We start from the raw sequence: 13,381 nt of genomic DNA, 5'->3' as shown, positions 1-13,381 counted from the left end.
CATGACCGCCCCTTCGCAGGACCCGCCCCGCTACCTCGCGGACACCGAACCGCCGCAGGAGCAGCACTCGGCCGCCTCCCCCCGGCGCCTGGCCTGGCAGCGGCTGCGCCGCCGACGCGTCGCCCTGGTCGGACTCGGCATCATCGCCTTCTTCGTCCTCGCCGCACTGCTCGCACCCGTGCTCACCGCGATCAGCGGACACGGCCCGGACGACACCGACAAGAGGTCCGTCGACGCCTATCTCGGGGGCCTGCCCAGAGGCACGCTCGGCGGCATCGGCCCCGACCACTGGCTCGGCGTCGAGCCGATGCTCGGCCGCGACATCCTCGCCCGTCTGCTCTACGGTGCCCAGATCAGCCTGCTGGTGGCCTTCTCCGCCGCCCTGCTGATCACCGTCATCGGCGTCGCGCTCGGCATCACCGCCGGGTACTTCGGCGGCCGGACCGACACCCTGATCAGCCGCTTCATGGACGTCATGATGTCCTTCCCCAGTCTGATCTTCATGATCGCGCTGCTCTCGGTGGCCCGGGACGTCAACCGCGTCCTGCTGCTGATCGGCGTATTGGGCGCCTTCGGCTGGCCGTACATCGCCCGGGTGATCCGGGGTCAGACGCTCTCGCTCAAGCACCGCGAGTACGTCGAGGCCGCCCGCGCCTGCGGCACCTCCAGCGGCCGGATCCTGCTCACCGAGATCCTGCCCAACCTCACCGGCACCATCACCGTGTACGTCACGCTGGCCATCCCCGGCCTGATCGGCACGGAGGCGGCGCTCACCTTCCTCGGCGTGGGCGTCCGTCCGCCGACGCCGAGTTGGGGCCAGATGATCTCGGACTCGGTGCTCTACTACAAGGTCGACCCGATGTTCTTCATCCTCCCCAGCGCCTGCCTCTTCCTGATCGTGCTCGCCTTCACCCTGCTCGGCGATGCGCTGCGCGACGCCCTCGACCCGAAGGGCAGGGCGGCATGACGGGCTTCCTGCTGCGGCGGTTGCTCGGCATCGCCGCCACCCTGCTGGTGATCTGCGCGCTCACCTTCGCCATCTTCTACCTGCTGCCCAGCGACCCGGCCGCACAGTTCTGCGGCAAGGACTGCTCGGCCGACCGGATCGAGATGGTCCGGCATCAGATGGGCCTGGACGACCCGCTGATCGTGCAGTTCGGCCGCTATGTGGTCGGGATCTTCGCCGGGCAGACGCTCGGCAGCGGCCAGTACGCCGTCCACTGCGGATTCCCCTGCTTCGGCTACTCCTTCCAGAGCGGGCAGCCGGTCTGGGACCTGATGATGGACCGGCTGCCCGCCAGCGCCTCGCTCGCCCTCGGCGCGGCCGTGCTCTGGCTGCTGCTCGGCCTCTCGGCCGGGGTGCTCTCCGCCCTGCGGCGCAACAGCTGGGTGGACCGGGTGCTGATGGTCGGCACCATCGCAGTCGCCGCGCTGCCGGTCTACTTCACCGCGATGATCCTGCTCTACGTGGTGGTGACGGTACTCGGCCTGATGCCCTACCCCCGCTACATCGCTTTCGGCGAGGATCCGGTCGGATGGCTGCGCAACCTGATCCTGCCGTGGATCACGCTGGCGCTGATGTTCGCCGCCATCTACGCCCGGATGACCCGCAATTCGGTGATCGAAACGATGGCCGAGCCGTATGTGCGGACGGCCAGGGCCAAGGGCCTGCCCGAACGCCGGGTGGTCGGCAGGCACGGGCTGAGGCCCGCACTGACGCCGGTCGCCACCATGCTCGGCATGGACCTCGGCGGACTGCTGGCCGGGGCGCTGATCACCGAGTCGCTGTTCAGCCTCCCGGGCGTCGGCAAGCTCTTCGCGGACTCGCTCAACAAGGCCGACCAGCCGGTGATCATGGGAATCACGCTGCTCGCGTCCTTCTTCATCGTGACCTCCAACCTGGCCGTGGACCTTCTCTACGCCTGGATCGACCCGAGGGCGAGGCTTTCATGACGCTGCTTGAAGTCACTGACCTGGCCGTCGAGTTCGACACCGCCGAGGGTGCGGTCCGGGCGGTGAAGGGGATCGACTTCACCGTCGAGCGCGGGCGTACGCTCGGGATCGTGGGGGAGTCGGGCTCGGGGAAGTCCGTCACCTCGCTGGCCGTGATGGGGCTGCACCGGGGCGCCGAGGTGACCGGTTCGGTCCGCTTCGACGGCACCGAGCTGATCGGCGCACCCGAGGAGACCGTGCGCAGGCTGCGCGGCCGGCGGATCGCCATGGTCTTCCAGGACGCGCTCACCGCCCTGCACCCGTACTTCACCATCGGCGACCAGATAGCCGAGACCTACCGGGAGCACCACGGCGGCAGCCGGAAGACCGCCTGGGCCAGGGCGGTCGAGGTGCTCGGCGACGTCGGCATCCCCGGACCGGCCCGCCGGGCGGGGGAGTACCCGCACCAGTTCTCCGGCGGTATGCGCCAGCGAGCGATGATCGCGCTCGCGCTCTCCTGCGAGCCGGACCTGATCATCGCCGACGAGCCGACCACCGCCCTCGACGTCACCGTCCAGGCACAGGTCCTGGAACTGCTGACCAGGCTTCAGCGAGAACGCGGACTCGGCCTCGTCATCATCACCCATGACCTCGGCGTGATCGCCCGGGTCGCCGACGAGGTCCTGGTGATGTACGGCGGCTCGGCGGCCGAACAGGCCCCCGCGGACAGCCTGTTCACCGCACCACGCCACCCCTACACCCGAGGTCTGCTCGACTCCCTGCCCCGCCTGGACGCGCCCGAAGGGGATCCCCTCAGGGCCATCCCCGGCAGCCCGCCCTCGCTGCTGGCGCCACCACCCGGCTGCGCCTTCCATCCCCGCTGCCCCGTGTACGCGGAGCGGAAGTCGCCGCTGTGCACGGCCGATCGGCCGCTGCTGCGGGTGGTCGACGAGGGCCGTCGCAGCGCCTGCGTACTCGACGAGGTGAACGCATGACCGCCCTGCTCGAGGTAGAGGATCTGGGGATGACCTTCCCGGGCCCGCGCGGCGCGCTCCGCCGCCAGGCCGGCGTCCGGGCCGTGGACGGCGTCAGCTTCGAGGTGCGCCCCGGAGAGACGCTCGGACTGGTCGGCGAATCGGGTTGTGGAAAGTCCACCACCGGCCGCATGCTGGTGCGGCTGCTCGACCCGACGGCCGGCCGCGTCAGCTTCCAGGGGCGGGACATCACCCGCACCGGCCAGCGCGAACTGCGGCCGCTGCGCAGCAAGTTGCAGATGATCTTCCAGGACCCGTTCGCCTCCCTGAACCCCCGGCAGACCGTCCAGCAGATCATCGCCGCACCGCTGCGCGCCCAGGGAGGGTCGGCGCAGACGATCCACCGCGAGGTCCGCGAGCTGATCTCTCTGGTCGGCCTCGCCCCCGAGCACCTGGAGCGTTACCCGCACCAGTTCTCCGGCGGCCAGGCCCAGCGGATCGGCATCGCCCGCGCCCTGGCCACCCGGCCCGAGCTGGTCGTCGCCGACGAACCGGTGTCCGCGCTCGACGTCTCCATCCAGGCGCAGATCGTCGGCCTGCTGGAGCGGCTGCAACGCGAACTCGGCGTGGCGTACGTCTTCATCGCACACGACCTGGCGGTGGTCAGGCACATCAGCCACCGGGTCGCAGTGATGTACCTCGGCCGGATCGTCGAGATCGGCGACCGGCAGGAGGTGTACGGCAGCCCGGCGCACCCCTACACCAGAGCGCTGCTGTCGGCCGTACCGCTGCCCGACCCGGCGGCCGAGCGGGCCCGCGAGCGGATCGTCCTGCTCGGCGACCCGCCCAGCCCCTCCAGTCCGCCGAGCGGCTGCACCTTCCACCCGCGCTGCCCCAAGGCGCAGGAACTCTGCCGAACCGAACCCCCGCTGTTGCAGATCACCGGGCCCGGCACCACCCGCCAGGCCGCCTGCCACTTCCCGGAGGTCTGACCACCACCGGACCTTCCCGTCGCCGTACCGGTGAGCCTGTTGCGCCAGTACGGCCCCGGGTGTGCCCGACGGACGCACCGAAGCACCCGGACCCTGCCCGACCGACAGCGGCCCGGATGCCCGAGATCCGCCGCAACTGCTCCACCCCCCACCCCCTCACTCCCGCAGGAGCACAGGTGTCAACCACTCGCGCCACACGCCGGGTTCTGCTCGCAGCGGCCATCGCAGCCTCCCTCACGCTGCCGGCCGTCCAGACCGCGCAGGCCCTCACCCCGGCGGCCGCCACCGCTCCCAGCCCGGTGGCTTCCGCCGCCGGCGCCCCCACGGCCGACCCCAGGCCGACCGGCTACGACGACGTGGACCAGCTCGGCAACGCCGTCGCCAAGACCGGCAGCGCGGCGCCCGCCCCCGGCGGCGGTTCGCTGGGCAGTGCGCTGGTCCCCGGTGCGCTGCCGGCCCAGGTCGGCCGGCCGGGCCCCACCAGCGCCGACCTGACGCCCGCCCCGCACGCGCCCGTGGCCCGTACGGCCGCCGGCGTCCCGTGCACCGTCGACGGCCTGACCAGCCTGGGCCCGGACCAGTTGGTCGGCTTCCTCACCGACCCGGCGGTCACCGCCGACGGCTGCCTGAACCACGTCCTCTGGAGCTGGGACGCCCGGTTCACCACCACGATGGACAACGCCCACGTCCAGGCGGTCGCCAACCGGATCACCCAGGGCTCCGCCACCTCCGACGGCACCCCCGGCAGCCACCTCTACGAGCTGTGGACCTTCCTGCACGCCACGGTGTACCACGACTTCAGCCACCCCGAGCTGCACGTCACCGACCCGGCCACGCTGGCCGCCATCCAGCAGGCCATCGGCAGCTACACGGCGAGCGCACACGCCTGGGACACCGGCGACCTGGCCGGTTACACCATGCGCGAGCTGGGCATCGTCGCGGGCAGCACGGGCATGCGCCAGAACAACCTCGCTCTGGTCAAGCAGATCCTCGGCAAGTTCGGCCCGGGGACCGTGCTCGCGGGCAGCAGCGCCTGGAGCGGCGCCGCGCTCTCCGCACTGAACGTCAACTACCTCGGCATCTACAACCAGGACCCGGCCTTCACGGCGGCTGTCGCCGGTGACGCCGGTTATCGCGCGGTCTTCCGTGGCTTCGCGAGCGCCGGCTACCTCAAGGGGACCACCAACGCCTGGCTCGCCCGCGACGCCGTCGCCGAGTACGGGCGCTTCGGCCAGATAGCCTCGCTCGCCTCGGCGGTCAAGGCCGACATCGGCCCGCTGCTGGACGCCACCAAAGCCGCCTTCGGCGAGTTCTCCGACCCCTGGGTCAAGGCGGTCGGCTGGGCCAACACCTACGGCGTGTGCGCCCAGTTCGGTGTCTGCACCGACCAGATCGAGGCCAAGCTCTTCCCCAACACCTACAAGTACGACAACGGCGCCATCGAGGTGCACACCGCTCTCGACAAGGCCACCGTCGACCAGATGTACTACGCGAGCAAGCAGGTGAAGACCCAGTTCTTCCGGGTGCTCGGCACCGACCAGCCGCTCGCCGGCGACGTCAACACCACGCTGCACATCCACCTGTACGCCTCGCGCGCCGACTACGAGGTCTACCACCCGCTGCTCACCGGTATGAGCACCAACAACGGTGGTATCTACATCGAGAACGGCGCCACCTTCTACACCTACCAGCGCCGGGTGCCGCAGGACTCCACCCTGACGTTGGAGGAGCTGTTCCGGCACGAGTACACCCACTACCTCAACGGCCGCTGGGCGGTGCCGGGTTACTTCGGTGACACCCGCTGGTACCACGACGACATGACCACGGCGATGGACGAGGGGACAGCCGAGTTCTTCGACGGCTCCACCCGCGACCAGGGCATCCTGGTGCGCAAGTCGCTGGTGTCCAAGCTGGCCCAGGACGAGGCGGCGGGCATCCCCCGGATGACCGTCAAGGAGCTCATCCACGCCAAGTACGGCGACACCCCGGCCTTCCACTTCTACAACTACGCCGGGACGTTCTTCGAGTTCCTGTGGCAGAAGCACCCCTCGCTGATCCGCGAGATGTACGGCTACCAGCGGGCCGACGACCCGGCCGGCTTCGAGGCGTGGCGCACCAAGGTCTCCGACGACGCCGCCCTGAACGCCGAGTACAGCGCCTTCCTGGACGCCCAGATCAAGAACCTGGACAACCTGTACGTCCCCAGCACCTCCTTCACCGCCAACGGCGCCCTGAAGTACGCCTCCGCCTCCCAGGTGCGGGCCGCCTTCGCCAAGGCGACCTACAGCACTCCCAGTTGCAAGGACAACGGCGACTGGAACAACAAGCCGATGCGGTTCATCTGCACCGGCAGGATCACCGCGAACCTTGCCGACTCCGGTAGCACGGACCGGGTGTTCAAGGACATGTCCGGCACGGTCGACTACTTCATCCTCCAGCGGACGAAGGGCGTCGCCAACAACCTCGACGACATGAACTGCTACTTCGGCAAGGTCGACATCTGGAGCAACGGCCGGGCCGGAACCGCCGACTACACCTGCGAGGGCCCGCTCCGCCGGTGACACGACGCCCGGTCGGGCCGCGGCGGGGAACCGTTTCGCGGGCCGCGCCCGACCGGGTCCTTCCTGCGTCTCCCGCGCCCCTTCGGGCGCGCTGCACGGCTGACCGCGCGTGCAGGATCCGCAACGGCAGAAAGGCACGCAGTGAGTGGGACCGCGCTCAGCTGGGACGGCAGCGCCCATCCGTCCGGCCGCACCGAGACCACCAGGAGCGTCGACGGCTCCCTCCCCGGACTGCGCCTTCGGGCCACGGCGGTCGGCGGACGCAGCCTCGGCGTGTCGGTGATCCCGCAGGAGGCACCCGGTGTGCTCCTGCTCCGCGTCACGGCCGGCGATCCGGACGACCGACTCCCGCTGCGGGTCAGGGCCGAGTGGCGACTGCCGTGCACCGGCGCGAGCGCGTACTGGACGCCGAACACCAACTCCCGGTGGCTGCCGCCCTCCTGGCTTGCGCCCAGGATCGCAGCTCTGCCCCAGGGCGCGCCGGTGGGCAGCCTGGTCGGCAGCGGCGACCGGGCGCTGTGCACCTTCGCGGTCGGAGAGGTGGTCCTGCCGGTCGCCATCGGCGAGGGAGCCGTCGAGGAGACCGGCGAGTTCAGCTGGTGGGTCGAGCACGAGGGCCCGGAGCTGGCCCTGCGGCTCGACCTGAGCGGACGCCACTTCGCCGACACCGTGCAGGACTGTGCGTCCTGGTGGGCCGCCTCGACGCCGCCCGCCACCGTCCCGGCTGCGGCCTTCGAGCCGGTCTTCTGCACCTGGTACGCGCTGCACCTGGCGATGAACGCGGCGGAGGTCGAACGGCTGGCCGCGCTGGCCGCACCCCTCGGCTTCCGCTCGCTGATCGTGGACGACGGCTGGCAGACCGACGAGGAGTCCCGCTCCTATGCCACCACCGGGGACTGGCAGCCAGCGCCGATCGGCTTCCCCGACTTCCCCGCCCATGTGGCCAGGGTCCGCGCGCTCGGCCTCAACTACCTGCTCTGGCACGCTCTCCCGTTCGCCGGCGACCGCAGCGCCGCCGCCAGGGAACTCGCTCCGCACACCCTCGGCAGGCTGCCGCAGTTGGAGACCTCCGTGCTGGACCCGCGCAGCCCAGCCGTCCGCCGCCACCAGGTCGAACGGCTGGCCGCCGCCGTGGAACAGCACGGGGTGGACGGCTTGAAGATCGACTTCATCGACACCTTCGCCCGCGTCGCACCGAGCGACGGCTCGCCTGACTCACCGGGCTCGCCTGACTCACCGAGCTCACCGGACTCGCCGGAGGGCGACTGCGCGACGGTCGCCGAGGGTGTCCACCGGCTGCTCGCGGAACTGGACCAGCGGCTGCGCGCCAGTCGCCCCGAGGTCCTGGTCGAACACCGCCAGGACTACATCGGCCCCGGGCTCCGGCCGTACGCCACGATGATCCGGGCCGCCGACTGCCCGCACAACGCCGTCGAGAACCGCGTCCGCACCGCCGATCTCCGCCTCACCGCAGGCCCGCTGGCCGTCCACGCCGACCCGCTGACCTGGCACCCGGACGAGACACCCGAGCAGATCGCCGTCCTGCTGCTGTCCGTGCTCTTCGCCACCCCGCAGGTCTCGGTGGACCTCGCCGCCCAGCGGCCCGAACAGCTCGCGGTGCTGCGCTTCTGGCTCCCGGTCCTGCGCGAGCACGTCGAACTGCTGCAACGCGGCGAGTTCCGACCCCACAGGACCGAACTCGCCTACCCGCTGATCGAGTCCCGGCTCGGCCCGGCGCTCGCCTTCGGCCGCTATGCCCCGCTGCCGGTGGCGGTCCGTGGCGACTGGTCCCTGCTGCTGCTCGCCAACGCCGACCCGGACACCCTGGTCCGCCTCACCTTCGACCGGCCACCCGGCCGACTCGCCGTCCTGGTGCAGGACTGCCGCGGCGGTACCGTCGCCCAGGCCGAACCGGCTCTGGACGGCCATGAGTTGGCCCTGCACGTGCCCCTGGGCGGCCTGCTGACCCTGCGCCGGCAGGAGCACCTTCGCGGGGCAGGCGGTTGACCAGGGCCGGAGAGGTGGGGGATCCTCCGGCCCTGACCGGCCCGTCGCTCACCGGGGCCGGGCCTGTCGCGTGGCGGCCGGCGCCCGGTGAGCACCCTGGTCACCAGGCGGAGCCGACGACCGAAGTCGCAGCAGCAGCGGTCCTCCGCCTGGTGGGTGTGAGATCGGCCGCCCCCCGTGCGGCCGACGCGGCGAGCCTAGGGCGGCCGCCCTGCCCGGCGGTACCGCACGGGTGCACGGTCGGGCGGCCGCCGACCGTCACCGGTGCACGGTCCGCCGCTGCGACCTGCCGGGAAGCTGAGCCTGCGTCAGGCCGAGTCCTCCCCGGGATCGGGCTCGGTGAGCGTCAACTCGCCCAGAACGGCGAAGGCGAGCGTCACCTCGTACTGGCCGCCGCCGCCCGAGAGCAACTGGCGCTGGAGCAGCCGCTCCGCGCTGCGCAGGTGTTCGCGGACGGTCTGCGGGTGCAGACCGAGCTGCCGGGCGGCCTGTTCGACACTCGCGCCGGCCGCCAGCCAGGCCAGCAGGGTGCCGCGCAGGTCGCGTGCGTCCTCGGCGAGGCGCTGCAGCAGGGCCTGGGCCCACGTTCGGGCGCCCTCACCGGAGAGGACCTCCGAGAGGGTGGCGGAGGTCCGACGTCCCGGGCGGTCCGGAGTGCGGCAGAGCCCGTCAGGACCGGCCACCGAGCAGGACTGCAGGGCCAGATGGAGCACCGCTCGCCCCCGCAGCCCGGAGAGGTCGAGGCCGAGCAGGGCGGCCGCCCGGTCGAGGCGGGCGCGAACGGTGTTGCGGCTGACACCGAGGATCTTCGCGGTGCTGGTGGCCGGGAACTCCAGTCCGAGGTGCAGTGTGCCGAGCATCTGGTCGAGGCTGCTGTACGAGAGGGCGTGCAGCGGCCGCAGCAACTCGCCCGCCCAGGCGACGACGACACGGTGGTCGAGGACCTGGGTGAGCCGGCTCTCCGCCGCGTACAGCGCCGAGCGGCCCGGTTGCAGCCGGGCCACCGCGAGGGCGCGGATGGCGTCGCCGTACGAGCCGGCGGTCTGTGCGAGGGGGAGCGAGCCGCTGCCGCCCAGGTAGCGCTCGGGGTGCTGGGCGACGAATCGGCGCAGGATCCTGCCCACGGCGTCCCAGTCGTCCGAGCCCCAGCGCTCGCCGGTCGGGCCGGCCGCTCCCCGGCCGGCCGCTCCCCGGTCGTCCCCAGCGTCGTCCGCAGAGCCGGCGGACGATCCCTCCCTCAGCGGGGCGACGACGATCAGGTGCTGGTCGTAGGCCGGGCAACGGACCACCAGCGCCCGGCCCTTGGTGGCCGCCGTGCACTCCCGGGCCAGCCGGTCGCGCTCGGCGGACGGCCCCTCCAGGACGTACACCCGGGCGCTCTCCGCGTCCAGCAGCCCCCTGGACAGGCCCTCGGCGGTGCGCTGGGCCAGCGTCACCTCGCCGCCCATCAGCAGCTGGAAGACCGCCACGCGCAGTGCCGCCGCCACCTCGCGCAGCCGGTCGCGGTCCACCCCGGCCTCCTTGGCCTGGAGGATCGGCGCCAGCAGCGTCGCCGCATGGGTGATCAGCACCCTGCTGCGGGCGTCGAAGGGCTCGGTCCGGCCGACCGCCAGAACGGGGTGCGGCCGCTTCCGCCCGATCGCCGTCAGCCGGATGCGCTGCCCGCCGTCGTCGATCGCGGCCGAGCCGAGCCGGCCGCCCGCGACCTCCTCGGCCGCTTTCCCGGCCCCGGGCGGCAGGTCCCAGGCCGGGCCGGGGGCGTCGACCCGGCCGACGCCGGGACGTCCGCCGGTCAGGGTGACGGCACCGTCGAGCGTTCGGGCCAACCAGGCGACCAGCCGCTCCACCCTGCGGTCCTCCTCTCCCTGATCCCTTACCAGGGAGAGGAGTTGCTCCAGATCGGCAATCTGCTCCCGTGCCTCGCGCAGCCGTTCGTCACCGATCACCTGAGCGAGGCGCAGCCAGGAGACATCGGGGGAGACCGTCAGCAGGGCCACACCGTGCCGCGCGGCCGCCTCGACCAGCGCGCCCGGTGCCTCACCGGGCCGCCGGGTGGGCACGGCCAGGGCGGCCACCCGGGCGGCGGCGTACCGGCTCACCACCCGCGCCGCCGCGGCCGAGTCCTCGGCCCAGCCGCCACCGTCCGGCTCGATCTCGATCCGGACCAGCTTCCCGGCGAAGTCCGGGCCGGGTGGCGGCCCGTCGTCGCCCGGCGCGAGTGCCGCGCCGACCACCGTCCGTAGCGCTCCCCGCTCGGCGGCGCCGGCCACGAACTCCAGCGCCAGCTCCGCCATCTCGGTCAATGAACCGACCGTGGGCACTTGTCCCTCCTCTGCTCACCGCACCTGTCCGCGAGATCTGTCCGTCCGCTGCCAATCGAACGACCCGAACCCTCGGTGACCTGCGCCGATCGTACGGAGAGGCACGGTCGACGCGGCAGTGGGCCTCGGGCCTCGGCCGGCGATGAGCGTGCGGGCCCCGTTGCCGGCCGGTCCGGGTCAGCGCCCGAGTTCGCGGAGGTAGCTCAGGACCGCGTCGGCATCACCCGCCCGGCCCGTCAGCGCGATGTGGTTGTCCGGGCGGACCAGGATCAGCGCATCGCCCTGGACCCCGTACGCCCGCCGGGCGTGCCCGCCCGCGTCGCGCAGCGGTCCTGCATCGGAGTCGATCCTGAAGGCGCGTGCGGTACCCGCCAGTCGGGGGGCCGGGCAGCCGAAGGCGAGCAGGGTGAAGTGGCTGCCCGCGAAGAGGTCGAAGAGCCGCACCGGCCGGCCCTCGCCGTCCAGCAGCGGGGCGTCCGGCGCCCGGTCGCCCGCCTGCGGGGCGTCGCCGGGCCCGGCCGGGTGCACGTCCCTGGACAGGCTGCTCCAGCGGTAGTCGATGGCGAGCCCGGTCGTGTCCTCGGAGCGGACGACCTCCAGCCCGACCCCGGGCGTGCGGGAGCGCTCGGTGACCGCGGCCATCGCGGCGGTGGTGACGTTCAGCAGCCGGGCGGCGATCGGCAGCCGCTCCTCCTGGTAGCTGTCGACCAGTCCGGGACCGGCCTGGCCGGTGAGGACGTGACCCAGCTTCCAGCCGAGGTTCCAGGCGTCCTGGATCCCGGTGTTCATGCCGAGCCCGCCCGCGATCGGGTGGACATGCGCGGCGTCCCCGGCGATCAGCACCCGGCCGACGCGGTAGCGCTCCGCCATCCGGACGTTGACCCGCCAGGTGGAGAGCCAGCTCGCGCTGCGCACCCGAAGATCGGTGCTGCCGGTGTGCCGGGCGACGATGCGGCGGAAGCTCTCCAGTGACGGTTCGATCACCCGCCCGTGCTCGTCCAGTTCGGGGCTGGCCTGGAACTGCCAGCTGTCGCTGCCCTCGAACGGGCAGAGCAGCAGCGCCCCCTTCGCCCCGAACCACTGGTGCCAGTACGCCGGATCGAGACCCTCCATCACGACGTCGCCGCAGACCATCGCCGTCTCCGGGTCGCCGGACCCGGGGAAGGCGATACCCAGGCCCTTGCGCACCGTGCTGCGTCCGCCGTCGCAGCCGACGAGGTAGTCCGCGGTGATCCGCCCGCCGCTCGCGAGCAGCGCGGTGACCCTCTCCTCGTCCTGTCCGAACTCGACGAGCTCGCCGCCGAGTTCGACCTCGACCCGGTAGGTCGCGAGGACGTCCCGCAGCATGCCCTCCACTCGGGCCTGCGGAATGAACAGCCCGCGCTCGTACGGTGCGTCGGGTGTCGGCCGGGCGTCCTCGAAGGCGTCCGTATCGGTGACGAAGACCCCGTCGAAGTACTTGCGGAAGAGCTGGCGGCTGCGGCCCTCGGCCGACAGCCGCCGGTCGAGGCCGAAGTCGGCGAGCACCTCCAGGCTGCGCGGGTTGAGGCCCTTGCCGCGCGAACTGCTCTGGAACTCGGTCGACTTGTCGATGATCCGGACGCCGATGCCCTGGCGGGCCAGGCTGCACGCCAGCGTCAGGCCGGTGGGTCCGGCACCCACGATCAGTACGGTTGCCGCTGTCTCCAGGTGTGCCATGTCCGCTGTTCCCTCCCCGGTTGAGTGATGGGGCCATGCAACAGCAACCGGGGGAGAAAATGCAACCGAGTAACAAAAGTGTCTGGGTTATGATTCTGCTATGAACGAGCCCGGAGGTCTGCGGACCCTCAAGAAGGAACGCACCCGCCAGGCGATCGCCGACGCTGCGATCGGACTTTTCCTGGCCAATGGCTTCGACCAGGTGTCGGTGGCCGAGATCGCCGCGGCGGCCGAGGTGTCCAAGCCCACCCTCTTCCGGTACTTCGCCAGCAAGGAGGAGCTGGTCCTGCACCGGATCGCCGACCACCGCGGCGAGGCGGGCCGGGTGGTCCGCGAACGCCCGGCCGACGTCCTGGCCCTGGAGGCCCTGCAGCGGCACTACCTCGACCGGCTGGCCGAGCGCGACGCCGCCACCGGCCTGTGCCCCGCGCCCGAAGTGCTGGCCTTCCACCGCCTGGTGTTCGAGACCCCGAGCCTCTCCTCCCACCTGCTCGACTACATCGCCGCCGACACGGATGCCCTTGCCGAGGCCCTGGCGGAGACGGTCGACGGCGCCGACGACCTGACCTCCCGCCTGCTCGCCGCCCAGTTCCTCGCGGTGCGCCAGACCCTTGCCCGCGCCAACTGGGCCCGCCTGGCCGCCGGTCAACCCCTGCCCGAAGCCGCCCGCCTCGCCGTCGCCGATGCCCTGACGGCATTCACCCTGCTCCGCGACGGCGCGAGCGGCTGCGGCTACTGAGACCGACCGGCAACAGGGAGAGCGCCGCCGCGGGCCCTGTTGCCGGTCGGTCCGACACCGGCGACACCCTGCTCCGGCCGAGCCCCCGTCAGGGGGAGGCGACGCGAGCCCTGGTCCTGCAGCCGGTCGGGCGGCGGGACCAGGGCTCGGTGCGCAC

The 13,381-nt window shown here is 72.1% G+C and carries 9 protein-coding genes; 7 read left to right on the top strand and 2 right to left on the bottom strand.

Annotation, left to right across the window (positions count from 1 at the left end; all coding sequences use genetic code 11):
• Position 1 precedes the first annotated feature (1 nt).
• The 6 genes from P3T39_RS19960 (at position 2) to P3T39_RS19935 (ending at position 8,466) form a co-directional block, all read left to right on the top strand.
• Entirely contained in the window at positions 2-967 is a 966-nt protein-coding gene (locus P3T39_RS19960) for an ABC transporter permease (protein WP_280699602.1), read from the top strand.
• A complete protein-coding gene (locus P3T39_RS19955; RefSeq protein WP_280699600.1) occupies positions 964-1,953 on the top strand; it encodes an ABC transporter permease in 990 nt (329 codons plus the stop codon). The genes P3T39_RS19960 and P3T39_RS19955 overlap by 4 nt, the downstream gene beginning before the upstream one ends.
• Positions 1,950-2,927 (top strand): ABC transporter ATP-binding protein, encoded by a 978-nt coding sequence (locus P3T39_RS19950; RefSeq protein ID WP_280699598.1) that lies wholly within the window; start codon positions 1,950-1,952, stop codon positions 2,925-2,927. Before P3T39_RS19955 ends, P3T39_RS19950 begins: the two co-directional genes overlap by 4 nt.
• A 29-nt stretch (positions 2,928-2,956) precedes the next feature.
• The gene (locus tag P3T39_RS19945; protein ID WP_280699700.1) at positions 2,957-3,898 is read left to right on the top strand and encodes an ABC transporter ATP-binding protein; all 942 of its coding nucleotides are present in this window, start codon (positions 2,957-2,959) and stop codon (positions 3,896-3,898) included.
• 176 nt (positions 3,899-4,074) lie between these two features.
• Entirely contained in the window at positions 4,075-6,459 is a 2,385-nt protein-coding gene (locus P3T39_RS19940; RefSeq protein ID WP_280699596.1) for a collagenase, read from the top strand.
• 141 nt (positions 6,460-6,600) lie between these two features.
• Positions 6,601-8,466 carry an alpha-galactosidase gene (locus P3T39_RS19935; protein ID WP_280699594.1) on the top strand — a complete coding sequence of 622 codons (1,866 nt, stop codon included), beginning with the start codon at positions 6,601-6,603 and terminating at the stop codon, positions 8,464-8,466.
• 308 nt (positions 8,467-8,774) lie between these two features.
• On the opposite strand, the gene P3T39_RS19930 is transcribed toward P3T39_RS19935, so the two are convergent.
• A complete protein-coding gene (locus P3T39_RS19930) occupies positions 8,775-10,760 on the bottom strand; it encodes a helix-turn-helix domain-containing protein (RefSeq protein ID WP_280699699.1) in 1,986 nt (661 codons plus the stop codon).
• Between the two features lie 204 nt (positions 10,761-10,964).
• Entirely contained in the window at positions 10,965-12,485 is a 1,521-nt protein-coding gene (locus P3T39_RS19925; protein ID WP_280699592.1) for an FAD-dependent monooxygenase, read from the bottom strand.
• A 100-nt stretch (positions 12,486-12,585) separates the two neighbouring features.
• On the opposite strand from P3T39_RS19925, the gene P3T39_RS19920 reads away from it, so the two are divergent.
• Positions 12,586-13,224: a TetR family transcriptional regulator gene (locus tag P3T39_RS19920; RefSeq protein WP_280699590.1), complete on the top strand. Its 639-nt coding sequence runs from the start codon at positions 12,586-12,588 to the stop codon at positions 13,222-13,224.
• Positions 13,225-13,381 lie beyond the last annotated feature (157 nt).

The organism is Kitasatospora sp. GP82 (assembly GCF_029892105.1).
Taxonomy (GTDB): domain Bacteria; phylum Actinomycetota; class Actinomycetes; order Streptomycetales; family Streptomycetaceae; genus Kitasatospora.
Note: the sequence above shows the minus strand (reverse complement) of the source record. Positions and strands in the feature narration are given on the sequence as shown.